Annotated in this window: 18 protein-coding genes and 3 pseudogenes; 8 read left to right on the top strand and 13 right to left on the bottom strand. The window is 72.8% G+C overall.

The window, feature by feature from the left end:
- Nucleotides 1–24: 24 nt before the first annotated feature.
- Nucleotides 25–1,410 carry an MFS transporter gene (locus AB0C20_RS13115; protein WP_357191191.1) on the bottom strand — a complete coding sequence of 462 codons (1,386 nt, stop codon included), beginning with the start codon at nucleotides 1,408–1,410 and terminating at the stop codon, nucleotides 25–27.
- Between the two features lie 98 nt (nucleotides 1,411–1,508).
- On the opposite strand from AB0C20_RS13115, the pseudogene AB0C20_RS13110 reads away from it, so the two are divergent.
- Nucleotides 1,509–1,694 (top strand): annotated as a pseudogene (locus AB0C20_RS13110) (sigma-70 region 4 domain-containing protein); the annotation flags it as partial.
- Between the two features lie 925 nt (nucleotides 1,695–2,619).
- Here the strand turns inward: AB0C20_RS13110 and AB0C20_RS13105 are convergent.
- Complete coding sequence (locus AB0C20_RS13105) at nucleotides 2,620–2,934, bottom strand: MGMT family protein (protein WP_357568015.1); 315 nt, start codon at nucleotides 2,932–2,934, stop codon at nucleotides 2,620–2,622.
- Between the two features lie 13 nt (nucleotides 2,935–2,947).
- On the opposite strand from AB0C20_RS13105, the gene proB reads away from it, so the two are divergent.
- Entirely contained in the window at nucleotides 2,948–4,105 is a 1,158-nt protein-coding gene (proB, locus tag AB0C20_RS13100; protein ID WP_357191186.1) for a glutamate 5-kinase, read from the top strand.
- Between the two features lie 171 nt (nucleotides 4,106–4,276).
- Nucleotides 4,277–5,518: a glutamate-5-semialdehyde dehydrogenase gene (locus AB0C20_RS13095; RefSeq protein WP_357191183.1), complete on the top strand. Its 1,242-nt coding sequence runs from the start codon at nucleotides 4,277–4,279 to the stop codon at nucleotides 5,516–5,518.
- Nucleotides 5,519–5,676: 158 nt separating this feature from the next.
- On the opposite strand, the gene AB0C20_RS13090 is transcribed toward AB0C20_RS13095, so the two are convergent.
- The 6 genes and pseudogenes from AB0C20_RS13090 to AB0C20_RS13065 form a co-directional block, all read right to left on the bottom strand.
- Complete coding sequence (locus tag AB0C20_RS13090) at nucleotides 5,677–6,564, bottom strand: prenyltransferase/squalene oxidase repeat-containing protein (RefSeq protein WP_357568035.1); 888 nt, start codon at nucleotides 6,562–6,564, stop codon at nucleotides 5,677–5,679.
- Between the two features lie 135 nt (nucleotides 6,565–6,699).
- Nucleotides 6,700–7,948 (bottom strand): annotated as a pseudogene (gene moeZ / locus AB0C20_RS13085) (adenylyltransferase/sulfurtransferase MoeZ).
- A gap of 56 nt (nucleotides 7,949–8,004) precedes the next feature.
- Complete coding sequence (locus tag AB0C20_RS13080; protein ID WP_357191180.1) at nucleotides 8,005–8,826, bottom strand: DUF3152 domain-containing protein; 822 nt, start codon at nucleotides 8,824–8,826, stop codon at nucleotides 8,005–8,007.
- 104 nt (nucleotides 8,827–8,930) lie between these two features.
- Nucleotides 8,931–9,776: a DUF3152 domain-containing protein gene (locus tag AB0C20_RS13075; RefSeq protein WP_357191177.1), complete on the bottom strand. Its 846-nt coding sequence runs from the start codon at nucleotides 9,774–9,776 to the stop codon at nucleotides 8,931–8,933.
- Between the two features lie 5 nt (nucleotides 9,777–9,781).
- The gene (locus AB0C20_RS13070) at nucleotides 9,782–10,756 is read right to left on the bottom strand and encodes an alpha/beta hydrolase (protein ID WP_357191174.1); all 975 of its coding nucleotides are present in this window, start codon (nucleotides 10,754–10,756) and stop codon (nucleotides 9,782–9,784) included.
- A gap of 23 nt (nucleotides 10,757–10,779) precedes the next feature.
- Complete coding sequence (locus AB0C20_RS13065) at nucleotides 10,780–13,194, bottom strand: hypothetical protein (protein ID WP_357568033.1); 2,415 nt, start codon at nucleotides 13,192–13,194, stop codon at nucleotides 10,780–10,782.
- A 1,034-nt stretch (nucleotides 13,195–14,228) separates the two neighbouring features.
- On the opposite strand from AB0C20_RS13065, the gene AB0C20_RS13060 reads away from it, so the two are divergent.
- The gene (locus tag AB0C20_RS13060; protein ID WP_030489514.1) at nucleotides 14,229–14,867 is read left to right on the top strand and encodes a TetR/AcrR family transcriptional regulator; all 639 of its coding nucleotides are present in this window, start codon (nucleotides 14,229–14,231) and stop codon (nucleotides 14,865–14,867) included.
- 64 nt (nucleotides 14,868–14,931) lie between these two features.
- Nucleotides 14,932–15,159: a DUF3107 domain-containing protein gene (locus AB0C20_RS13055; RefSeq protein ID WP_088950288.1), complete on the top strand. Its 228-nt coding sequence runs from the start codon at nucleotides 14,932–14,934 to the stop codon at nucleotides 15,157–15,159.
- 66 nt (nucleotides 15,160–15,225) lie between these two features.
- On the opposite strand, the gene AB0C20_RS13050 is transcribed toward AB0C20_RS13055, so the two are convergent.
- A complete protein-coding gene (locus AB0C20_RS13050) occupies nucleotides 15,226–15,867 on the bottom strand; it encodes a ferritin-like fold-containing protein (RefSeq protein WP_357568014.1) in 642 nt (213 codons plus the stop codon).
- 340 nt (nucleotides 15,868–16,207) lie between these two features.
- On the opposite strand from AB0C20_RS13050, the gene AB0C20_RS13045 reads away from it, so the two are divergent.
- Entirely contained in the window at nucleotides 16,208–17,896 is a 1,689-nt protein-coding gene (locus tag AB0C20_RS13045) for a DEAD/DEAH box helicase (protein WP_357568013.1), read from the top strand.
- A gap of 88 nt (nucleotides 17,897–17,984) precedes the next feature.
- Nucleotides 17,985–19,157 carry an SAM-dependent methyltransferase gene (locus AB0C20_RS13040; RefSeq protein ID WP_357568012.1) on the top strand — a complete coding sequence of 391 codons (1,173 nt, stop codon included), beginning with the start codon at nucleotides 17,985–17,987 and terminating at the stop codon, nucleotides 19,155–19,157.
- Here AB0C20_RS13040 and AB0C20_RS13035 read toward each other — a convergent pair.
- Nucleotides 19,154–19,594 (bottom strand): hypothetical protein, encoded by a 441-nt coding sequence (locus AB0C20_RS13035; protein ID WP_357191162.1) that lies wholly within the window; start codon nucleotides 19,592–19,594, stop codon nucleotides 19,154–19,156. The genes AB0C20_RS13040 and AB0C20_RS13035 overlap by 4 nt on opposite strands.
- 248 nt (nucleotides 19,595–19,842) lie before the next feature.
- Between AB0C20_RS13035 and AB0C20_RS13030 the strand changes: the two genes are divergently transcribed.
- Nucleotides 19,843–20,259, top strand: a complete 417-nt coding sequence (locus AB0C20_RS13030) for a helix-turn-helix domain-containing protein (protein ID WP_357191159.1) — start codon at nucleotides 19,843–19,845, stop codon at nucleotides 20,257–20,259.
- A 110-nt stretch (nucleotides 20,260–20,369) separates the two neighbouring features.
- Here AB0C20_RS13030 and AB0C20_RS13025 read toward each other — a convergent pair whose 3' ends face one another.
- The 3 genes and pseudogenes from AB0C20_RS13025 to AB0C20_RS13015 form a co-directional block, all read right to left on the bottom strand.
- Entirely contained in the window at nucleotides 20,370–21,296 is a 927-nt protein-coding gene (locus AB0C20_RS13025; protein WP_357191156.1) for a hypothetical protein, read from the bottom strand.
- Between the two features lie 297 nt (nucleotides 21,297–21,593).
- Nucleotides 21,594–23,726 (bottom strand): DEAD/DEAH box helicase, encoded by a 2,133-nt coding sequence (locus AB0C20_RS13020; protein ID WP_357191153.1) that lies wholly within the window; start codon nucleotides 23,724–23,726, stop codon nucleotides 21,594–21,596.
- Between the two features lie 56 nt (nucleotides 23,727–23,782).
- Nucleotides 23,783–24,723: pseudogene (locus tag AB0C20_RS13015) on the bottom strand (transcriptional regulator); the annotation flags it as partial.

Genomic DNA, 24,723 nt, shown 5'->3' with positions numbered 1-24,723 from the left:
AGTCATGGTGCCCTTCTCGTGACGTCAACGGCTTTCGTCCCCCACCACAACTCCGTGATCGACTCTGTCGCTCTGGGCGGTGAGGGTGTACTGGCGGAGCAGGAGGATCGGAGGGGCGATCAGCAGGGCCGGAATCAGCGTGAAGCCGAGGAGGACACCCAGTCTCGCCGTGTCGGACTGGGCCGCCGCCGAGCCGGTGTCGGAGGACACGTAGCCGGAGAGCTGGAGCACCAGTCCGTAGATACCCGGGCCGAGCGCCAGGCCGAAGGTCTCCCCGGCGGTCCACAACCCGGTGAAGACGCCCGCCTGCCGTCGGCCGGTGCGCGCCGTCTCGTGCGCGATGCAGTCCGGCAACATGGCCAGCGCGAAGACCTGCTGCCCGGCGTACCCCACGCCGATCAGCGCGACCACGAGATAGACGGCCACCGCCGGCAGCACCGGGGCGGCGACCAGGGCGAACGCGCCGACGGCGAGGATCAGCGAGGCGACGACAAGCGCGGTGCGCTTGCCCAGCCGAGCACCGATCCGGCTCCAGATCGGCATCACCAGCAGCGCCGGCCCGACGAAGCAGACGAAGAGCAGTGTCGGCCCGCTCTCCGCGTCGCGCAGGATCTGCCCCGCGAAGTAGTTGACCCCGGCCAGGATCGTCGCCACCCCTGCGGACTGCACCACGAAGCAGATCAGCAGCGCCCGGAACGGACGGTTGGCACCGGCCACGGCGAGCTGGGCGCGCAGCGTCGGCTCGCTCTCCCCCACAGTGCCGGTCGGCGCGGACCGGGTGCCCAGGAACGCGCCGAGGGCGCCGAGGGCGATCAGCACCGCCACGAACAGACCCATCCAGCGGTGCCCGGCCACGCCGTCACCACCGGCGCTGACCACCAGCGGCGCGACAGCGCCGGAGACCAGGATGGCCAGCGCCAGCACCGCGATCCGCCAGGTCATCAACCGGGTGCGCTCGGCGTAGTCGCCGGTCAGCTCCGCCGGCATCGCCACGTACGGCACCTGGAAGAAGGCGAACGCGGTGGCGGTGGCGAGGAACGCGAACGCCACGTACGCCACGGCGGCCGGGCCGTTACCGAAGGGCGCGGCGAAGATCGATGCGAACAGGACGGCGAGCGCGAGGCCGGCGACGAGCAGGTACGGCCGGCGGGCGCCCCACCGCGACCGGGTGCGGTCGGAGATCCGCCCGGCAACCGGGTTGACCAGCACGTCCCAGGCTTTGGGTAGCAACACCAGCAGGGCCGCCAGCCCGGCGGCCACGCCCAGGGTGTCGGTCAGGTACGGCAGCAGCAGCAGGCCGGGCACTGTGCCGAACGCTCCGGTCGCCAGCGAACCGAGCGCGTAGCCGGCGTGCACCGAGCGGGGCAGCGAGCCGTTGGCTGACGAGCCGGCGCCCGGCGGCGTTTTCATGGGGCCGAATGTTACTCACGTTATCTCGAGGGCTGACCACCCTGCCGGCCCTGGCGGGACAGCCGAACAGTCAGGGTGACGGCCGCACCGAGGCGGAGGTGGCCGGTCCGACCCCCGACCGGGTGGCGATCGACGCGGCGCTGGCGCAGTTACCGGCCAACCATCGCCGAGCGGTCATCCTGCACTACCTGGCTGACCTCTCCATCAGTCAGATCGCCGCGCAGGAAGGGGTGGCCGAGGGCACCGTGAAGTCATGGTTGCACCGTGGCCGGACGGCCCTGGCCGGGCTGCTCGACGAGAACACCGAGGGGGTGGCGGAATCCGTCGAACCCACCACCCCGTCGACCTCGGCACCGCCGACGCCCACACCGTCCACGTCGCCGCCGGCGACCACGAGCACCCCGAACGGCGCCGTCGAGACCATCGCCGTCGTCGCCTGCCGGTACGGCGAGGCGTCGGCGAAGCAGGTGGTGGCCTTCGACCGGAACCCGGACGGTCGAATCGTGACGGTCGGCAGGGTGGTCCGGACCGGCGACGGGTTCGACGACATTCGCGGTGTGGAAACCAACCGGAACGGGTCGGTCGAGGTGCGCGTGGCCGACATCGTGCCGTGCTGTGGCACACCGAGTTACCCGCGGCGAGAGCAGGTACGGACGTACCAGTGGGACGGGCAGCGATTCGGTCAGACCGACGGCCCGACGGCATTCGGCAAGGACCCCCGACTCACCGATCTACGGATGACCATGACCCACGAGCTCGTCGATGTTCCGGGAGCGGACACCCGACGCAAACTCACCACGGTCTTCACGGTCACCAACGCCGGGCCAGTCGACGCGGCCCAGGTCGCGTTCCACTCCATTGAGGCCGGCGAGCGGGCCGGCGGACACTGGTCCCGGTGCGATCCGAAACCCGGGCCAGACGCCGATCATGCGTCGTGCCTGCTGCCCGGGGTGCCGGTCGGTGAATCGCGCCGCTACACGTTCGTCCAGTTGGTGCCGAACAAGCCGGGACCCGACGCGACCACCCGGAGATTCCTCGTCCTCCACTGCGACGCGCAGGACCGCCAATGGCCCGACCTGACACGGGACGACAACGAGGTGCCGTCCCCGCTGCGATTCTGAACGACCCGCACGGTGCCTCGCCCCCGCCGGGGCGGGGCACCGTCGGTGTATGGCAAGTCCCGGCCGCCGCAACCACGCACGCCAGTGATCACATGCCCGCATCCGGCGACCAACCCGCCGTCGCGATGTCCACACCCTCGCCACGCAGCGGCACACCCTCAGCCCGCAGTCGGGCGCGGGCCTCCCGCTCGTGCCCTGGCGGCAGTCGACCACTAGCGGTCACCACCCGATGCCAGGGCACCGAGCCCCCGTGCCGGGCCATGATGTTGCCGACCAACCGGGCCGAGGCACGCCCCGAGCGCTCGGACAGCGCGTCGGCCACCCCGCCGTACGACATGACCCGGCCCTCCGGGATCCGCTCGACCAGGTCGAGCACCGCCTCGACGTACTCGTCTGGAGTCACAATCCGCCACCATATGGGAACGCCGCCGGGCGGTGCGGCCGTGACCACGCAGAATGGTCGGGTGCGCGACGCAGTCACGACGGCCCGGCGGGTCGTTGTCAAGATCGGATCCTCCTCGTTGACCACCGCCACCGGCGGGTTGGCCGACGAGCGCGTCGACACGCTGGTCGACACCCTCGGTCGACTCACCGCCGAGGGGCGCGAGGTGGTGCTGGTCTCCTCCGGCGCCATCGCCGCCGGGCTCGCCCCGCTCGGGCTGTCCCGACGCCCGCGCGACCTGGCCACCCAGCAGGCCGCCGCCAGTGTCGGGCAGGGGCTACTGATCGGCCGGTACGCGGCCAGCTTCGCCCGGCACGGCCGCACCGTCGGGCAGGTGCTGCTCACCGTCGACGACGTGACCCGGCGAGCGCACTACCGCAACGCGTACCGGACCCTGCGCAAGCTGCTCGACCTGCGGGCGGTGCCGATCGTCAACGAGAACGACACGGTGGCCACCCAGGAGATCCGGTTCGGTGACAACGATCGGCTGGCCGCCCTGGTGGCCGCGCTGGTGCACGCCGACCTACTGGTGCTCCTCTCCGACGTGGACGCGCTCTGGACCGGTGACCCCACCAACCCGCGCTCGACCCGGATCGCCGAGGTGCGCGACGACGCGGACCTCGCCGGCATCACCATCGGCGGGGCCGGCCGGTCCGGCGTCGGCACCGGTGGCATGGTGACCAAGGTCGAGGCCGCCCGGATCGCCACCGGCTTCGGCATCCCGGTGGTACTCACTGCCGCCGACCTGGCCACTCCGGCGCTGGCCGGCGAACCGGTCGGCACGCTCTTCCACCCGCAGCGGCGACGCCCGACGGCCCGGCTGTTCTGGCTGGCCCACGCCACCTCACCCCGGGGGCGGCTGCACCTCGACCCCGGCGCGGTCGCCGCCGTCGTCGGGCGGCGCAAGTCGCTGCTCCCGGCCGGCATCACCGCCGTGGACGGCACGTTCACGGCCGGCGACCCGGTGGACCTGGTGGACACCGCCGGCGCATCGGTCGCCCGAGGGCTGGTCAACTACGACGCGGTGGAGCTACCCGGGCTGCTCGGCCGTTCCACGTCCGAACTCGCCGCGGCGCTCGGCCCGGCGTACGAACGAGAGGTCGTCCACCGCGACGACCTGGTCCTGCTGTGAGGAGTGCTGGCATGAGCGAGCTTCAGCGAGCGAATCATCAACTCAGGGCGCTGGTGCCTCAGGGCAGCACGGAGCGAAGCGGAGTGCTGGCATGAGCGAGCTTCAGCGAGCGAATCATCAACTCAGGGCGCTGGTGCCTCAGGGCAGCACGGAGCGAAGCGGAGTGGCGGCATGAGCGTCGTTGAGCAGGCGCGACGGGCGAGGGACGCCGCCGCGGAGTTGGCAGTGGCCACGCGTACGGTCAAGGACGCCGCGCTGGTGGCGATGGCCGACGCGCTGGTGACGCGTACCCCGGAGATCCTGACCGCGAACGAGACGGACCTGGCAGCCGGCCGGGAGGCCGGGCTGAGCGCGGCCGTGCTGGACCGGCTCGCGCTCGACGCGGGTCGGGTGGCCGGCATCGCCGACGCGCTGCGTGAGATGGCCGCGTTGCCCGACCCGGTCGGCGAGGTGGTCCGCGGGTCCACCCTGCCCAACGGCCTTGAGCTGCGCCAGATCCGGGTGCCGTTCGGTGTGGTCGGCATCATCTACGAGGCGCGGCCCAACGTGACAGTGGATGCCGCCGGGATCTGCCTGAAGTCCGGCAACGCGGCGCTGCTGCGCGGGTCGTCGTCGGCCGCGCACTCGAACGCCGCGCTGGTCGCGGTGCTGCGCGACGCGGTCGCCGGGGCCGGTCTGCCCGCCGACGCGGTGCAGTTGCTCGACGCCAGCTCCCGCGACTCGGTGAAGGAGCTGATGCGCGCCCGGGGTCTCGTCGACGTGCTCATTCCGCGCGGTGGCGCGTCGCTCATCCGCACAGTGGTCGAGGAGTCGACAGTGCCGGTGATCGAGACCGGGGTGGGCAACTGCCACGTCTACGTCGACGCCGCCGCCGACCTGGCGAAGGCCGTCGCGGTGACGCTGAACGCCAAGACGCAACGCCTCTCCACCTGCAACACCGCCGAGTCGCTGCTGGTGCACGCGGGCATCGCCGACGCGTTCCTGCCGCCGGTGCTGGCGGCGTTCGCCGAGGCGGGGGTGACGGTGCACGGCTCACCCGAGGTGGCCGCCCACTCCGCCGCCGTGGTCCCGGCGACCGATGAGGACTACGCCACCGAGTACCTGTCCGCCGACATCTCGGTGGCTGTGGTCGACTCGCTGGACGCGGCGGTCGCGCACATCCGCCGCTTCGGCACCGGGCACACCGAGGCGATCGTCACCGACTCGGCGAGCGCGGCCCGCGACTTCGTCGCGAGGGTGGACGCGGCGGCGGTGATGGTGAACGCTTCGACCCGGTTCACCGACGGGGGCGAGTTCGGCTTCGGTGCGGAGATCGGCATTTCCACCCAGAAGCTGCACGCTCGCGGCCCGATGGGCCTCCCCGAGCTGACCAGCACCAAGTACGTCGTCACCGGCGACGGACACGTGCGCTAAAGCCCCGCCGGCCGCCCCTTGCGTCGCCCCCCTACGTCGCCCCCCTACGGCGATCTTGCACTTGCTGCACCGACATAAGGTGCATCCCGCGCAGATCGGCGACAGAAACTGCAAGATCGCCGCGGGGGGTCGGGGGCGCGGGGGTCGGGGGCGCGGGGTCAGCCGGGCGGGGCGGGGCGGGCCGCCCGGATCGCGGCCAGCGTGGCGTGCACGTCGAACTGGTGGCCGTCGTCGCTCTCCCAGCCGCCGTCGCTGCGCTGGGTCTCGGTCAGCCGGCGCAGCGCCCGCACCATGATCCAGTCCTGCGGGTCGACGCCGGCGCGGCGCAACGTGGCCGCCAGCCATGCCACGTCCCCGGGGGACATCTTCGGCATCCGCTCGGCTAGCACCACCTGGATCCGGGCGGACTCCTGGAACATCTCCTGCCGGTGCAGCACGGCCGCGCTCAGCCAGCCGGCGGCGAGGTACGACGGCCAGCTACCGTCCGGGCGCAGCCGCGCGGCGAGGGAGTGGGCCGCCGCCTGCACCACCCCGGCGTACGCCCCACCGACCCGATGGTCGAGCGGGCCCGAGGCCCGGGCGTCCAGGCCAGCGACTGTGAGCCAGAAGCCGGCGTTGGCCGACACGAGGAACGCCGCCTCCGGGTCGCCGGGACGGGCCCACTCCGGTGCCGAGTCGGCCAGCGACGCGTCCTCTTCCCAACCGCCGTCGGCCTGCTGCCGGGACGCCAGCCAGTCCAGGGCGCGACGGGCGGCGGGACGGCCGAGCGCGCCCAGGTCGTCCAACTCGACGAGCCGGAAGCAGGTGGCGTCGATCGAGGCGACCCCGCCGCCCCAGGTGGCCGGCCAACCGCCGTCCGGTGACTGGCCGACCTCTGCCGTCTCCAGCAACTCGGCGGGCACGGCGGTGCCGTTGCGGAGCCAGGAGAGGCGGGCGCGTTCCACCGCATCCCCATGCGCCACGACGAACCCGATCGCGGCTTCCAAGTCGACCACGGCGGAGACGCTACCTGCGCAGACGCGATGCCGCCTCGGAGAATCGGCCAGCCCGGAATGGCTGCGTCGCTCCGGCCGGACGGCCGCTCGGCGTCATCTGCGTCGATTCGCCGGGACGGCGGCCTGGATGTTGGCGGGCGGCCGGTTCGGCCGGGGCGGCAGTGTGTGCCGCCCCGGCTCGATCGGTCAGTACGCGGGCAGCGACGGGTCGATCTGCTTGATCCAGGAGAGCACGCCGCCCTGCACGTGTACGGCGTCCTTGAATCCGGCCGCCTTGAGCGCGGCGAGCGCCTCCGCGGAGCGGACGCCGGACTTGCAGTGCAGCACGATCTGCCGGTCCTGCGGCAGCTTCGCGAGGGCCTCACCGGAGATGATGTCGCCCTTGGGGATCAGGGTGGCGCCGGGGATCCGGACGATCTCGTACTCGGCCGGCTCGCGTACGTCGACGAGGAAGATGTCCTTGCCGGCGTCCTGCCACTCCTTGAGTTCCAGGGCGGTGATGGTCGAGTCGAGCGTCGCCTCCTGGGCCTCCTCGGAGACCGCGCCGCAGAAGTCCTCGTAGTCTTCCAGCAGGTCGGTGACCGTCGGGTTGTCGCCGCAGAGCGCGCAGTTCGGGTCCTTGCGGACCTTGATCTTGCGGTATTCCATCTCCAGGGCGTCGTAGACCATCAGGCGGCCGACCAGCGGCTCACCGATGCCGGTGAGCAGCTTGATCGCCTCGTTCACCTGGATCGAACCGATCGACGCGCAGAGCACGCCGAGCACGCCACCCTCGGCGCAGGAGGGGACCATGCCGGGCGGCGGCGGCTCCGGGTAGAGGCAGCGGTAGCAGGGGCCGTGCTCGGCCCAGAACACCGACGCCTGGCCGTCGAAGCGGTAGATCGAGCCCCAGACGTACGGCTTACCCAGCAGCACCGCCGCGTCGTTCACCATGTAGCGGGTGGCGAAGTTGTCGGTGCCGTCGACGATCAGGTCGTACTGGGCGAAGATCTCGCGGACGTTCTCCCGGTCCAGAGCGGTGTTGTGGATCTCCACGTTGACCAGGGGGTTGATCTCGCGGATCGACGCGGCGGCGGACTCGGCCTTGGACCGGCCGATGTCCGAGACGCCGTGGATGATCTGGCGCTGGAGGTTCGACTCGTCGACGGTGTCGAAGTCGATGATGCCGAGCGTGCCGACCCCGGCCGCGGCGAGGTACATCAGCGCGGGTGACCCGAGGCCACCGGCGCCGACACAGAGCACGCGGGCGTTCTTCAGCCGCCTCTGGCCGGTCACCCCGACGTCCGGAATGATCAAGTGACGTGAGTAGCGGCGGATCTCGTCTACGGTCAGCTCGGCGGCGGGCTCGACGAGCGGGGGCAACGACACGGTGGACTCCCCGGGATCGGCGGTGTGAACCGCGCCATTGTTGCTCGCGGGAGCCCTCCTCGGCCATGAGGGATGACACGTGGTCCGGTATGCGGGAGCGGGAATAACCGACGACCCGGTCGATCAGGGGACGATGTCCCCCGCGTAACGACGTCCGTCGAGGTACGGCCAGGCGTTGGCGACGCAACCCTGCAGCCCGTACGTCTGCTGCTGCATCACCGGGGCGGGCTCCCCCGGCCCGGGGCACGCCTCGTGCTCCGCGCCGAACTCGTGGCCCACCTCGTGGTTGATGACGTAGGTCCGGTAGGTGTCCAGCGGAGCGCCGTAGTCGGGGACCGCCTCCATCCAGCGGGCCAGGTTGATGATGACCTGACCGGGCAGGCGACAGGAGGTGTAGCGCTCGGTGGTCAACCCGCCCTCGGCGCACATCCGCTCGGACGTGACAGGGGTGGCCAGGTAGATGGTGAAGTCGGCGGCCCCGGCATCGGCCACCCGTTGCACCCGCAACTCATCGGACGCGATCCAACTTCGCGGGTCGGCCAGCACCTCGTCCACCCTTGCGGCGAACGCGTCGGCGTCCTGGCCGGCGCCTCTTTCGACGACGACCCGGTACCGGTGCAGCGGCCCGTCCGTGCCATGCACTGGTGTCTCGCCGTCGGCCGCAGTGAAGCGTCCCGCTCCGACCGACGGATAGCCGGTTGGCGCCGGGTGCGCGGCCACCCCACCTCCGTGGCCCATTCCGCCCTGCGTGGTGGTCGGAGGCTCGACCGACGGCTCGCCGCCCCGGCTCACCGTGACCCCGATGGCGGCCGCGAGCACGAGCAGGCCGAGGAGCACGCTGCGACGACGACGCCGGTGCATCCGGGCGAACGCGGGACGCACACCCCGCAACGCCGGCCGGGGCTCGGGTGGCCGGGGCGGGCCGTAAGGGGACGACGGCGTCATAGGATCAAGCCTGACAGATTATTCGGGCATTTCTCCGTTTTTATCGCTATTGCCATAAGACGCCTGATGGAGGGGTCAATGGTCGGCGTGTCGGTCCGATCGACTCACAGGGCGGGACCGGTGTATCGACGCCCGTTCAGATACGGCCACGGGTTGACGCGGCAGCCGTTGAGGAAGAGCGTCTGCTGCATCATCACCGGCGCCGGCCGGCCCGCGCCGGGGCAGCGCTCGTGCCGATGCCCGAGCTGGTGACCCACCTCGTGGTTGACCACGTACGTCCGGTAGACAGTCAACGGCACGCCGGCCGAGACGAAGTGCGGCACCGACAACCGCCACCGATCCAGGTTGATGATCACCTGGCCGGGCGCCCGGCAGGACGTGTACGGGCGACCGCCGATCCGGATGTCCACCCCACCCCTCGCGCACATCCGACCCGCGGTGCGGGCGGTGACCAGGTAGACGGTGAAGTCCCGAGGCGCAGCGCCCGGCACCTGCTGTAGCCGCAGCCTGCCGCTGTCGACCCAACTGCCCGGCCCGGCGAGCGCCGCCTCAACCGCCTGGGCGAACTCGGTGACGTCCTCGGCACTGCCAGACTCCACAGCGACCCGGTAACGCCGCAGCTCACCCGCCCGGCCCAGCACCGGGCCGGAGCGGGTGTCGTAGCCGAACCCACCAGTACCGGCGCTCGGGACCACGCCGGGCACCCGCAACACCGGCGGCGGGCTGGACGGAACCGCGGCAGAGGGCGACGGATCGGGCGGCAGCGGCCCGGCCACCAGCGGCGGCGGGCCGATCTCCTCGGCGGCCAACCGGTCAGCGCTGGGACGCCCACCCGGCCCCTCGGCGATCACTGTCACCACCGCGCCGACGGCCACCACCACCGCCACCAGTTGGGCGAACAAGGCGAAACGTCGCCGACGGCGAGCGGGATGGCGGGCTGAGCTGGGCATCCTGGTCAGCCTGCCAGATCAGACCGCCCCGCGGTGTCCTCCGTTTCGGCGAGCAGGCCGACCACCGCGCGGGCAACCAGCCGGGGAACCTCCAACTGCGCCACATGGCCGACGCCCTCGAGCATCATCAATCGGCTGTCCGGAATGAGCCGGGCGGTCTGCGGCCCGACTCGCACGTCGACCAGACGGTCCTGCAGACCGCCCACCACCAGGGTCGGTGCGCGTACCGCCTCGGCGAGGCGCCACAGCGACCCCGGCCCCGGCAGGTACGCCCGCAGGAAGCTGGAGACCAGCCCACGGAACGTCCGGACGTACGCGGCGGCGTAGTGCTCGGCCTCGTACCGCACCCGGATCTCCTCCAGCGCCTCGGCCCGGCGCTGATCGCAGATCCGGCTGAGATCGGCGACGCACGCCTCCAGCACCTGCTGGGCCATCACCTCGGGAGCGAGCTGGGTGAGGTGCCGGGCGACCAGCCGCTCACCTCGGGGAATGGCGAGCACCGGCAGCATCCGCCCCTGCAACGAGCGCCGGAAATCCAGGAACGGCAGCGCCGGGGAGATCAGGGTGAGGGTGCGGACCAGATCCGGCCGGAGCCCGGCGACCTGGACCGCGACCGCCCCACCCAGCGAGTTGCCGAACAGGTGCACCGGCCCTCGACCGGACTGCTCGATCCAGCGGACGACCAGATCCGCGAAGGCCGGAATCGTGTAGCTCGGGCCCGGCTCGCTACGGCCGAAGCCGGGCAGGTCGATGGCCTGACCGTCCAGCCGGTCGGCGAGCAGCCCGGCCAGGTCGGTCCAGTTCTGCGACGACCCGCCCAACCCGTGCACGTAGAGCGCAGGCTCCGCGCCGGCGGCGGTGGCCGGGGTGTCCCGCACGTACGTGACCCGTCCGTCGAGGCGGACTTCCCGGCCCGGCCAGGGCGGCGGAACGCTGTCGTCGGGGAGCAGGTGGTCCGGCCAGAGGGAGGCGCGTCTCATTGCTCCAGTCTGCCTCGGACCACTCAGGACAGCAGCGCCTCCAGCCGACGGTTGACCGCCGCCAGCGTCGCCCGGACCACCGCCTGACGCGGATCACCAGCGACCAGGGCCGACCCGGCGAGTTGCTCGACCCAGCCCTCACAGACCAGCAGCGCCACCACTGTGGCCACCTCGCAATTGCCGAACGGCACCACGGCAGCGTGTTCGACGAAACAGCGCCCGCGCTCGGCGTTCTCGGTACCGCGCAGCAACTCGTCCACCGCTGCTGCCGCCGCCACCGCGCAGAGCCGCAACACGTAGCCGTCCACCGCCGGCCCGGTGGCGTACCCGGAGGCGCTGTCGCCCCCGGCCAGCAGCCGGACCTCCACGTTCGCGTCCAGGCCGAAGGTGCTGACCTGCACGTGGTCGATCACCACTCGGGGCCCCGGCGTACCGCCGGTCTCCAGCGGCCGGGACGGCGCCGACTCCGTCGTGGTCACCTGACCACCGGAGTACGACGTGCCCAAGGTCGCCGGGCTACCGGTCGCGGCGCCGGTCGGCGCGGACGAGACGGACCCGGGTTCCTCCACGGTGGCGCGCCCCCGGTGCGGGGCGTTCGACCGACGGCGGCGCGTCGGGTCGGTGCCGGTCCGCTGCTCCGGGCCGGCCGGCGGGGACTCGACCCGAGCGCCGGACGGGCGGGCGACAGTCGGCGACTCGGCCGACCGAACCTCGCCGGGGTCGCGCGAAGCCGCGTTTCGCGTCTCCGGGGCACGCCGCTCGGCGGGCTCGGCCGCGCGACGGCGAACCGGTGGTGGTGGCGTGCTGGGCAGGCCGGGCACGTTCTGCGGGGCCGCGGCCAACCCCATCCGCTCCTGGAGCAGCCGGGCCACCTGCCGGCTCACCTCGGCCGGGTCGGCACCGTCGGCCAGGTCCAGTCGCAGACTGTGCGCCCCCGCCGGCGTACGGCGCAGGGCCGCGTCACGGACACCGGCCACCTCCCGGACGGCGTCCAGGATGGCATTGACATCGAACCCCTCCGGGCGCTCGCGCAGTGGGGCTGGCTCGTCGTCCCGGCGCAGGTGAGTGGCGATGCGGGCGAGTTCCGGGGTTTCGGCGGGTGGCTCCACGGCTGGCGGCTCCGGCACGACGGGCACGTCCGGTTCCGCGGGGACGCGCTGCGGCAGCACCACCGCGCTCGCAGCCGACTGCCGGCCATCGTCCGCCGGTGACGTCGGGTCGGGAGCGGATCGGCGCGCCGCGTAGGCGGAGGCGGAGGCCGGTGCGGGCTGATCGCGGCGGCCGGAACCCGTTGTGGCGGTGGGCGGGACCGCTGCGGTGGAGGACGGGGTGGCGTCAGTCGATGGCGAGCCGTTGACAGGCGCGGCCGGCGGGGGCGGCTCGACGGGTGACGGACCGGGCTCGGGTGTCGCCGGCCGGAGCCGGAACGGCGCGGTCGGTCGGACGTCGGGCCGGAACCGGCCGGGCGTCTCGCCTCCGTCGCCCCCACCGGCGCTGGCCGACCGGCTGGCCGGCCACGACGGGCGCTCGACAGGGGTGGCCGGGAGCCTGCCCTCGGACCAGTCCGGCCGCTCGGCCCGCGAACTGCTCGCCGTCGGCGAACCGCCGGTCCAGGACGAGCGCTCCGCGACCAGCGACGGGCCTGCCGGAGCCGGTGGCGCGTCGGTGAGCGTGGGAGGTGGCCCGGCCGGAGCCGGAGGCGGTCCGGCGGGTGCCGGAGGTATCGCCTCGGCCGGTACGGGCGGGTCGGCCGACGCCGGGCTGGAGGCCCAGGACGGTCGCGTCGGCGGGGAACTGGCCGGTGCCGGATCGGCACCGCCGGCCCAGGACGGCCGCGTCGACGCCGCGCCGGTCGCGGGCGGTTCGGCCCCGCCAGCCCAGGACGGTCGTACCGGCGGCACGCTGGTCGCCGTCTCGGACCCGCCGGCCCAGGACGGCCGCACCGGCGGCACGCTGGTCGGCGTCGGATCGGACCCCCCAGCCCAGGAGGGCCGCGCGGGCGACGCGCTGGTGGGGTCGGGATCGGCCCCTCCAGCCCAGGACGGAAGGTCGGCTCGCGGTCCGTCGATCGCCCCGGACCCCGCCCAGGACGGACGGTCGGCCGGCGGACCACTGGTCGGCGTCGCGCCACCCGCCCACGACGGACGGTCAGCCGGTGGTGCGCCGGTCGGTTTGGTGGGGCGTTCCGGGGTGGACTCGGATTCGACCCGGGCGGGTTCGTACGCCCGGGGCGGATCGGCGCGCACCGGCTCGTACGGACGGGGCACCTCGGCGCGCACCGGCTCGTACGGCTGGTGGGGCTCGCCGACCCAGTCCGGCGCCGGCTCGTCCCGTGCTGCCGGGCCAGCCGGCTCGTCGTCCTGACGGGACCAGGGCGGGGCCCACCCGCCACCCCAGCTCGGACGGTTCCAGCTCGGACCCGACCAGTCGGGCTCGATGGCCGACGACTCCCCGGCCCGGTGCGTTTCGCCGGGACGGTGCGCGTCCCCGGCGCGATGCGCCTCTCCGGCGCGATGCGCCTCTGCCGGCCGGGAACCCTCCGCAGCGCGACCAGGCTCGCCCTCGTCGGCGGACGCGGTCGGGCCCGGGGTGCGTCCCGGGATCGCCGCAGGCTCGGATGCGAGCGGGTCCCGCCAGTCGCGTGGCGCGGTCGGACTCTCGTCGGCGGCCAGCCGCTCGCCGGTCGGCGCGTGGAAGCCGGGCGGCACCTCGAAACCCGACGCCGCGGTGCCGACGGGCGGCACCTGGACGGCCGGCGGGGCCGAGGTGGGCAATCCGGGCTCGGCCCAGCGGGCACGGTGCGCGGCAGTCGGATCGACGGTGGAGTGTGGGGCGGGGCCCGGGTCGGGCTCGACGGCACCCTGCTCCGTCGGCGGTGCGGGACGTTGGGCGGGCACCACGAGCCGGTCGCTGGCCGCCCCGGGGCGACCCTCGGCGGGCAGCCCGGGTGGGGCGCTCACCGGCGTGGGGCGTCCCGCGGGCGGTTCGAGGCCGGGGTGGTGGACGCCGTTGGCGTCGTCCGAGTGGTGCGTGCCGTTGACGTGGTGGCCGTTGGCGCGGGCCGGCGACTCGGGGTCGCCCGACCGCCCGACCAGCGGCGATGGCAGGTCGCCGTGCCGTGTCGAGGAGGTCCGCCAGCCCGACGCGGGGTCGGGCTGCCAGCGCGGCGCCTCATCCCGGGCGTCCTCGCGGTCGGCGGCTCGGGGCCACCCACCCGCCGGAGGCGCCCACCCACTGACGGAACGGCTCGGGTCGTCGTGCTGACCCGCTCCGTCGCCGTGCTCTCCCGGGGTGGCGGCTCCGGGTTGCCCTGTTTCACTCACCGCGCGCTCCTTGGTCGCCCCCGCTGAGGCTACCGTGTGCCGAGAGTGGCGATAAGTTACAGCGGCGGGCCATTTCCACGACCGAGGTCACGGGCCTCGCCCGGTCTGGGGGGAAAATGCCGGCTCGTACGGAGAACTCGGAGGATCCCATGACCGCTGCGGGGAACGGTGCACAGACCGCTGGCCGGCCCACCCGCCTGCCCCGCTCCGCGCGTCGTAAGCAGCTTCTCGCTGCGGCGCAGGAGGTGTTCGTCGCGCAGGGCTACCACGCCGCCGCGATGGACGACATCGCCGAGCGGGCCGGGGTCTCGAAGCCGGTGCTCTACCAACACTTTCCCGGAAAGATGGATCTCTACCTGGCGCTGCTCGACACGCACTGTGACGCCATCGTCGCTCAGGTGCAGGACGCGATGCGCGGTACCAGCGACAACAAGGAGCGGGTCAGCGCTTCGGTACGGGCGTACTTCGACTTCGTCGACCACGAGAGCGAGGCGTTCCGGCTCGTCTTCGAGTCGGATCTGCGCAACGACCCGGCCGTGCGGCAGCGGGTGGAGCGGGTCGAGCAGGGCTGCATCGCGGCGATCACCGACACCATCATCTCCGACACCGGTGTGAGCCGGGCGCACGCCGAGCTGCTCGCCTCCGGGCTGGTCGGCGCGGCGGAGACGGCAGCGCAGTTCTGGCTGGCCGGCGGTCGGCAGGTGCCGAAGGCCGAGGCCGAGGCGCTGGTGGCCGCGCTGTCGTGGCGGGGCATCGCGAGCTTCCCGCTGCAAGGTGAGTCAGCCTGACCGGCGGCCCCGTGATCGGATAGCCTTCGCAGGGCGGTTCTCTCGCCCCAGTTGAGGAGGCACAGTGGAGGTCAAGATCGGCGTGCAGTACGCGCCACGCGAGCTGGTAGTGGACAGCGCGCAGTCGCCGGCCGAGATCGAGCAGATCGTGACCGACGCCTTCGCCGGCAACGGCGGCACGCTCTCCCTGACCGACGAGAAGGGCCGGCGCGTCATCGTTCCGGTCGAGAAGGTCGCCTACGTCGAGATCGCCGAGGCGTCGTCGCGGGCGGTCGGGTTCACCGTCCGCTGACCGGTCCGGCCATCGCGGCAGGTCGGCACTCGGCCCACCTGCCGCAGGCCGGCGCCGGCCGGGTGGTCAGTTGTTCAGCCCGGCGGCGGCCATTCGCGCCGTGTGCGCGGTGGTGAGCCTGCCGAACAGCCCCGGCACGTCGACCCGGCCGTCTCGTGCGATCAGCGCGGTGAGGGTGGCCCGCTCGACGGCGACGCGGCTGGCCTGGGACAACGCCTCGCCGACCAGCCGCCGGGCCCACATCGAGAGCCGACCGGCCACCCGGGGGTCGTCGGCGACGGCCACCCGGATCTCCGCTGCGGCGAAGTCCGCGTACCGGGAGTCGTGCAGGACGTCCAGCACCAGCGCCCGGTCCGGCTCCTCCAGCGCGTCGGCGACCTCGCGAACGAAGTCGTCGGTGATCGCGTCGCCCACGTACGCCTTGGTGACCACCTCCGCCCAGTCCCGTGGCTCGGTCGAGTCGTGGTACGCCTGCAACGGCTCGACGTAGGGCGCCATCACCTCCTCGGGCGGTACGCCCAACGCGGTGAGCCGGTCGGCGAGGCGCCGATAGTTGGCGATCTCGGCTGCGGCCATCTCGTTCAGCGCGGCCCGGCGGCGCAGGTCAGGAGCGAGCCGGGCATCGCCCGCCATCCGCTCGAAGGCGAGCAGCTCACCGAAGGCGACCAGACCCAGCAGGTCGGCGTACGCGGAACCGGAGGCGGACACGAGCGGCAGGCTATCGCGTACCGGCCCTCGCGCGCGCCCCACGCACCTCGCACTGCAGCCCCACGTCACGGTCGAGGCCGACGGGACATTTTATGTGGCGTAGGTCACATTTGCTTGCCCCGCGTGGCGAGTGGCCGACGGGGAATCGGGACGGGGGCATGCCTGTTCAGGTAACATGGAGCAGTTGCCGTGGGCGCCGATCTGATCGAAGCTCAGCCCGCGGCGCGCGTGCGGCCCGGTCCGGCTCGGCAATCTGCCGCCGACCGTGTGGCCCGCGTCATACCGAACGCGCCCTGAGGACATGACGGGCGCACCCACGAGAGGGCACCCCCACATCCACATGAGCGACCTGACTCAAGATTTGCTGGACGGCCAGGAACTGGCCCCCACCGCCCCGGTTCGACCGGAGGCCCCCACGTTCGCCGCACTCGGCGCGCGCGCCGAGACGGTCGAGGCCCTGGCCTCGGCCGGCATCACCCGCGCCTTCGCCATCCAGGAGTACGCGATCCCGATCGCGCTGCGCGGCGTCGACCTGATCGGTCAGGCGCCCACCGGCACCGGCAAGACCCTCGGCTTCGGCGTACCGCTGCTCGACCGGGTCTTCGCCCCGGGCGAGGGCAGCGACGGTGTCCCCCAGGCGCTGGTCGTCGTCCCCACCCGTGAGCTGGGCATCCAGGTCGCCAAGGATCTGGCCGCCGCCGGCCGGACGCGTGGCGTCCGGGTGCTGCCGATCTACGGTGGCGTGGCCTACGAGCCGCAGATCGACGCGCTGCGCAAGGGCGTCGAGATCCTGGTCGGCACGCCCGGCCGTCTGATGGACCTGCAGAAGCAGAAGCACCTCCGGCTCGACCGGGTGCACGCACTCGTCCTCGACGAGGCCGACCGGATGCTCGACCTGGGCTTCCTCGACGACGTCGAGAAGATCCTGGCGATGCTTCCGGAAGACCGACAGACGATGCTCTTCTCGGCCACCATGCCGGACCCGATCGTCACCCTGTCGCGGCGCTTCCTGCGCCAGCCGATGACGATCCACGCCGGGCACACCGCTGAGACGGGCCCGTCGCCGCAGACCCAGCAGTTGGTCTACCGCACCCACTCGATGAACAAGGTCGAGGTGGTGGCGCGCATCCTCCAGGCGGAGGGGCGTGGGCTGACCATGATCTTCACGCGTACCAAGCGGGCCGCCGACCGGGTCGCCGAGGATCTCGACTTCCGCGGGTTCGCGGTCGCCGCGGTGCATGGTGACCTCGGCCAGGGCGCTCGCGAGCGGGCTCTGCGGGCCTTCCGGGCCGGCAAGATCGACATCCTGGTCGCCACCGACGTGGCAGCCCGTGGGCTGGACGTCACCGGCGTCACCCACGTCATCAACTACGACTGCCCGGAAGACCAGGACACCTACACCCACCGGATCGGTCGTACCGGCCGGGCCGGCGCGACTGGTGTCGCGGTGACCTTCGTCGACTGGGACGACATGCCGCGCTGGCGGATCATCGACAAGACCCTCGGTCTGGAGATGCCGGAGCCGCCGGAGACGTACCACACGTCCCCGCACCTCTACACCGACCTGCACATCTCCACCGAGGTCAGCGGCACGCTGCCCACTGCCGAGCGCACCCGGGCCGGGCTGTCCGCCGAGATCGAAGAGGATCTGGGTGGGACGACCCGCTCCCGTCGGGGCGACAGCGGCGGTCGGGGCCCCCGACGCGGCGAGAGCCGTGGTGAGGGTCGCGGCGAGCGCCGTGGTCGGGGCGATGGCCGCCGCGACCGTTCCGACGCCGGCACACCGGCCGTCGCCGAGGCACCTGCGGCCGACGCCGCCGACGAAGGCACCCGTACCCCCCGCCGCCGGCGTCGTCGCCGGGCCGGCGAGGTGGTCGCGGCCGAGGCGACCGCGGTGATCTCCGCCGACGCCGGCCCCTCCGAGCCGGCCGCCGCGTCCGACGGCGAGGCGTCCAAGCCGCGCCGCCGACGCCGACGCCGTGGTGGCGGTTCCGGTGCGGATGCGCCGGCCGAGGCGACAGCGGACTGATCACCAGCCACACCTGACATCCCCCGCACCGCCTCGCGCGGTACGGGGGATGTTCCCTTCTCCCACCCCACCTGCCGAAAATGGAACGATGCCGCAACCACTGGACGCCGCCCTGACCGAGGTTCGGGCGCTGCTGCTCGACCCCGCGTTGACTCGGGCGGTCGCCGCCGGACGTCGACGCGGTCGCCGCCCCACAGTTGAGCGGGCCGAGCTGCGGCCGGTGCGGCTCAAGGCCGGGCCCCGAATGCAGATCACCACGTCCGACGGTGCTCGCCCCTACACCCGCAACCTCGCCTCCGGTCCGGAGGCCGCCGCGGCCATCGACGAACTGCTCGCCGAGCCGTTCGGCAACTGGCACGTCGAGACGGCCGACGCGACCCTCCAACTGCGGGTGACCAAGTCCGGCGAGGCGCAGGTGCACCGCGCCGCGACGTCCCGCCCGGCGGCGACGCCCACCGGGAACGACCGGACGAAGGAATACCTGCTCGACCCCGGTGACCCGATCTTCGCGGAGATCGGCGGTTCGGCGGCCAAGCGCCGCCAGGTGGACGCGTTCCTTCGGGCCCTGGCCGCGACCCTGCCCGACGACCTGACCGGTCCGCTACGGGTGGTCGACCTGGGCTGCGGCAACGCCTACCTGACGTTCGCCGCGTACCGCTACCTGACGAGTCGGGGGCTCGACGTCCAGCTGGTCGGTGTGGACGTCCGGGAGGACCAGCGGCGGCGCAACACCGAGCTGGCGCAGCGGCTGGGCTGGGCCGACCAGGTCAGCTTCGTGTCCGGGACGATCGCCGAGGCCGTCGTCGACCCCGCCCCCGACCTGGTGCTGGCGCTGCACGCCTGCGACACCGCCACCGACGAGGCACTGGCCCGCGCGGTGCGCTGGGAGGCCCGCTGGGTGCTGGCTGCGCCGTGCTGCCACCACGATCTGGCGAAGCAGCTCCGCGCCCACCCCGCTCCGGCCCCGTACGAGCTGCTGACCCGACAGGGCATCCTGCGCGAGCGCTTCGCCGACGTGCTCACCGACTCGCTGCGCGCCGGGCTGCTGCGGGTGCACGGGTACCGGACCGAGGTGGTGGAGTTCGTGGACTCGCAGCACACCCCGCGCAACCTGCTGATCCGCGCCCGTCGTACCGGCGCCGAGGCAACCGAGCCGCAGCGCGCGGAGTACCGCGAGCTGGTGGACCAGTGGCAGGTCACTCCCCGGCTGGAGACGCTGCTGGCCGCCGGAGAGACACCCGCTCAGCCCCTGGGCGGCTAGCGTCGGCGGTCCCGGCCACCGTTGCGCTCGCTGGCACCACGGTCGAGGACCGACACCCGGTCGGCGGCGGGCCGCTGGGCGGCCCACTCACCGTCGCCCGCGGCGGTCGGGAATGGCACCACCTTGCCCTCGGTCTCGGCGTTGCCGGCCGCCGCGAAGGCGTTCCAGGAGATGTCGACCAGCAGCTTCTTCACCTCGGCGTGCCGGATGGCGGCGTTGTGTTGCAACGCCATCCGGGCGCCGAGCAGCACCGCGACGAGCGTGGTGGTGATGGCGCCGGTGGCGGCCAGCACCTGGAGGCCGGTCGCGGAGTCCGTGCGGAGCACCAGGACCAGCAACCAGATCCAGAACGCGGCGGCGAAGACGCCGGCCTTGGCAACGAAGAAGAGGCTCACCGCACCGGGCTGGTACGGCTGGGGGCGGCTCGATTCGGCCATGGTGCTCCTCGGCGGTGGTCCGGTCGGCGGCGGCAGACGACAGACGCGATGTCGGGACGGGCACCGAGCTTAATAGAAGAACGATGAAGATCGCTCGATGCAATTTTCGTTCTGCACACACGCTTCCAGAGAAAAGTCTCGTCCACGGGACAGTTTGTGCGGTCAGTCAATTGTTTCCGCCTCCTGGCGTACTACCCTCGGAAGGCGCATCGTCCCGGTGCTCCGGCAGGAGGGGAAGACACACAGGGATGGGATCAGCCGACGTATCACCGCAGATGGCCTTCGCCCGCTTCGTCCGGCGCGCCATCGATGACGCTCGCGACGAACGTGGCTGGACCGTGACTGATCTTGCCTCGCACACGGGCGTGGGCCGCTCCACCGTGTTCCGCTGGCTGGCCGGCGACTGGCAGGACTATCCCGAGTTGGCCAAGGTGCGCGGCTTCTGTTCCGCGCTGGATCTGCCGGTCGCCGCCGCGTTCCGCGCGCTCGGGCTACCCGACGCCGGTCCCGCGCCGCGCCGCCGCCACGACGAGGGCCCGGTCGAAGCCGACGTCCGGGCCATCCTGGACCGGCTGGCCGACCCGACGGTCCCCGCCGAGGAGAAGCACCACATCCGCGACCTGCTCCGCTACCTGGCCCGCCGCCCCATCCGCCGAGCCAGCTAACCACCCCACCCACCCCGCGCTGTTGATCATGAAGTCATTGTCCCGACACGCCGTGGCGAGTGGCAATAACTTCATGACCAACGAGAGGGGCGGGGCGGAGCGGAGCGGGCCTAGGGGACGGTGAGGGTGAATTCGGCGGTTCGGACTTCGGCTTTCACCTGGAAGTCGAGGTAGAGGCGGTAGCGGCCCGGGCCGGGGGTGGTCAACCAGAACTTGATCTGACCGTCCACCAACTCGGTCTCCGGGTGCACGTGCAGGTAGCCGAGGTCGCCCTCACGCAACGCCACGAGGTGCCCGTACGCCCCGAGGTACCGCTCCAGCCGGGCGGCGCCGCCAGCGCCATCCACCCGGAAGGTCAGCGGCACTGTCGCCCCGGCCTGCGGAGTGCCCTGGTAGCCGACAGTGAAGCCGTCCGCTGTCGTCGAGGTGGCCGGCTCCGGCAGCGGACGGGGTCGGTAGTCGCCGGGCGCCACCAGGTCCGTACCGAGGGTCACAGCGGTCTGTGCTCCGTTGTCGGCGACGACTGTGAAGTCGGCGTACGCGCGCCAGAGGCCCGGCTGCGCGAGGGTCAACGGCACCGACCAGGTGCCGTCCGCCGCCATGGTCGGGTGCAGATGCTGGTAACCGGTCAGGTCCCGCCGGACGACGATGAGGTGCATCGGCTTGTCGTGCACGATGGCGAACCGGGTCACCGGCCGGCGCTGCGCGTCGCGCACCTGGAAGCGGAGCTGACCGGGGCGACCCGCCGCGAACTCGGTGGCCAGCGGCGCCAGTGTGAACCCGGCCGAGCTGACCGCGAGACCGCCCGGCTCGGTGGCCGCGCCCTGATCGGTGGTCGTGGCGGAGCCGTGGTTGTGCGGCGCGACACCCGGCGGGTCGGTGTGCTCGGCGGCCAACGACGGGCTGCCGGTGGCGGCACCGTTGGCGTTCAGCCGGCCGAGGCCGAAGCCGAGCAGCACCGCCAGCACCAGCCCGCCGACGACAAGCGCCAGCCGGAGAGTGCTCCGGTCCGGCTCGGCTGGGCCCTGGTCAGCCACGACCGACGCCCCGCGCCTGGCCGGCCTCACCGCCAGCGCTCCTGCCCGCATCGGTGCGCGCACGGGTGACGAGCTGCTGGTCGGTCATGCCGCCCACGGTACCGCCGTGCCCTGCCGGGTCAGGCCGACGCCCGGACAGCGTGGCGACTGTCGCACTCGACACCGCCCGGGAACTTTCCCACCCGACCGGTGCGGACCGCGCCGCAGCACCGGACAACGCCCCGACCAGGCACGACCGGCGGCGCAGACCCGATCATCGCCGAGGACTCGCCTCACCACCGACGCGAGCGCAGCCTGTCAGCCGGCCACGGCGAGGGCGAGCGGGAGCACGTCGGTCGCACCGGCTCGGCGTAGGGCCCTGGCCACCAGCGTCATCGTCCAGCCCGAGTCGATCAGGTCGTCGACGAGCAGCACCGGGCCGTCCAGCTCGGCCAGGGCCTCGGCCAGGTCGGTCGGCACGGTGAAGGTGTCGTGCAGTGCGCGTACCCGTTGGGCGCTGTTGCCGCGCGGCCCAGCCGGGCCGTCGGGGCCGGCCGCGGTGACCACGCCGAGCAGCGGCAGCCGGCCCACCGTGGCGATCCGATCGGCCAGCGAGCCGAGCAGCCGGGGCCGCCGTCGGGAACCGACAGCGACCACCGCCACCGGCCGGCGGGGCCACGGGTTGTCGCCGTGCGCCCACGCCTTCAGCACCTCCACGACGGCGCCGGCGACGTCGTCGGGCACCGGTGCGTCCGGCGCTTCCGGGCCGACGAGAGCGCGCAGCCGGCCACCCCAGCCCAGGTCGGAGAGGCGCCCGACGGCCCGGCCCGGCAGCGCCTGCTCCGCGGGGGCGATCCGGCCCTTGAGGGGTACGCCCACCGCGTCGAGCCCGGTAGGCCAGAGCTTCTTCGGCGCGATCTCCACGCCGGGTCGCCCCAGGAAGGTCTGCGCGGCGGCGAGCGCGGCAGTCGACACGTCAGCGGCGAAGAGTGGGTCGGCGCACCTGTCGCATCGGCCGCAGTCGGCCGCCCCGGTGTCGTCCAGGCGTTCCCGTAGATACCGCATCCGGCAGTCGGACGTGGTCGCGTACTCCCGCATGGCCTGTTGCTCGACGGTGCGCGCCTCGGCGACGCGGCGCAACCGGGCCTCGTCGTAGACCCACGACTCGCCGGTGGCGAGCCAACCACCGCGCACCCGGCGGACCGCGCCGTCCACGTCGAGCACCTTGAGCATCAGCTCCAACCGGGCCCGGCGCAGGTCGACGAGGGGTTCGAGCGCCTGGGTGGAGAGCGGGCGGTCGGTGTGCAGGGCGGCCAGCACGGCCCGGACCTGCTGCTCCGGTGGGAACGCCAGCGAGGCGAAGTAACGCCAGATCGCGGCGTCCTCGACGCCGGGCAGCAGCAGCACCTCGGCGTGCTCGACGGCGCGGCCCGCGCGGCCGACCTGCTGGTAGTACGCGATCGGCGAGGGTGGCGCGCCGAGGTGGACGACGAAGCCCAGGTCGGGCTTGTCGAAGCCCATGCCGAGGGCGCTGGTGGCGACCAACGCCTTGATCTTGTTGTCGAGCAGGTCCTGTTCGGCGGCGCGCCGGTCGGCGTCGTCGGACTGCCCGCTGTACGAGGCGACCGGGTAGCCCCGGGAGCGCAGGAACTCGGCAGTCTCCCCCGCTGCCGCCACTGTCAGCGTGTAGACGATGCCCGAGCCGGGCAGCTGGTCCAGGTGGTCGGCGAGCCAGGCCAACCGGTGCGCCGGGCTGGGCAGGTCGAGCACCCCGAGGCGCAGCGACTCGCGGTCCAGGGTGCCGCGCAGGATGAGGGCGTCGCCCAGCTGCTCGGCGACGTCCTGGGTGACCCGGGCGTTGGCGGTGGCGGTGGTCGCCAGCACGGGGGTGCGCTCGGGCAGCTCGGCGAGGAAGGTCCGCAGCCGCCGGTAGTCCGGCCGGAAGTCGTGCCCCCAGTCGGAGACGCAGTGCGCCTCGTCGACAACCAGCAGGCCGGTGGTCGCCGCCAACTTCGGCAGGACGCCGTCGCGGAAGTCCGGGTTGTTGAGGCGTTCCGGGCTGATCAGCAGCACGTCGACCGCGCCGCTCTGGATCTCGGCGGTGATCTCGTCCCACTCGTCGAGGTTCGCCGAGTTGATCGTGCGGGCCCGGATGCCGGCCCGAGCGGCGGCCTCGACCTGGTTGCGCATCAACGCCAGCAGCGGCGAGACGATGACTGTCGGGCCGGCCTGGTGGCCCTGCTCGCGGTCCCGGAGCAGGGCGGTGGCCACGAAGTAGACCGCCGACTTGCCCCAACCGGTGCGCTGGACGCAGAGCACCCGCCGCCGGTCGACGACCAGCGCCTCGATGGCGCGCCACTGATCCTCGCGCAGCCGGGCGTGGTCACCGGCCAGCCGGCGCAGCACCGCCTCGGCCCGCTCGCGTACCGCTGCCCGCTCTGCTGTCTCCACCCGGCATTTCTACCAGCGCTGGGCGCCTACGCCCCGGTGCGCGCGAGAGGTTCCGGTCACGATCCGACCGGTGGCGGCTGCTCCGCAACGGGCACCGGCATCGGGGGCAGGAAGACCAACAGCTCGCGGAGAGGTTCGGTGGTGGTCGGAGGCAGCAGACAGCGGCCCGCGAACTCCTCCATCGAGGCGTACGGCCCGCGCATCCACCGGTCCACCACGATCTGCCGGCACTGGTGCTCGGTCAGGCCGGGCAGCATGGCGAGCACCTGCTCCGGGACGGCGTTGACATCGATCAGGCCGCCGTCGTCGAAGCTCCGGGCCAGGTCGGGTCGGCCGAGGCTCAGCTCACCGCGCGCCGCCGGGTAGTGGTGAAGCAGGTAGCGGGCGTGCTCCCGACGGACGCGCCGCTCGACGTCGACCCGGTCGTCCGCGTTCATCCGCTGACTGCCGGTGATCGCCGCCCAGAGGCCTCGACTGAGCAGGATCACGTGCACCGCCCCGACAACCCAGGTGATCAGCGCCAAGCCGAAGAAGGAGAACGCGGTGACGTCGGCAACCTCGGCCTCCGGGTCCTCGATGTTGAGCAGGTTCACCTCGACGGTGATCAGGACCAGGTAGCCGACGCCGGCGATGCCGAGGCGCCAGCTACGCCGCCAGGCCGCGTACGCGAGGATCACGACCCAGGTGAGGCAGCCGCCGGAGAGCAGGACGAGTGCCGTACCGACGATCGTGGCAACCCTGCTCGCCCAGCGCGGCGGCGACATCCTGGCGCGCTTTGCGCCATCCAGGGGTGGCGGCGCGGTCACCAGGGTCGACAGGTTCGGCGGGGGGCCGTACACCGGGAACGGCTCCGGGACGTGAGTCGACAACGGCGGCGAGCTGACGGGTGGTGGGCCGGCCTGCGGTGGCACGGCCGCAGCTTCCGCTGTCAGCCGCGGTGGTAGTGCCCTGCTCGACGGATCATCCGGTCGCGTCGGCACTGTCGTCGGCAACCCGG

The sequence above is a fragment of the Micromonospora sp. NPDC048843 genome, assembly GCF_040649965.1.
Classification (GTDB): domain Bacteria; phylum Actinomycetota; class Actinomycetes; order Mycobacteriales; family Micromonosporaceae; genus Micromonospora; species Micromonospora hortensis.
The sequence above is the reverse complement of the archived record's forward strand: the minus strand, read 5'-3'. Positions and strand labels throughout refer to the sequence as shown.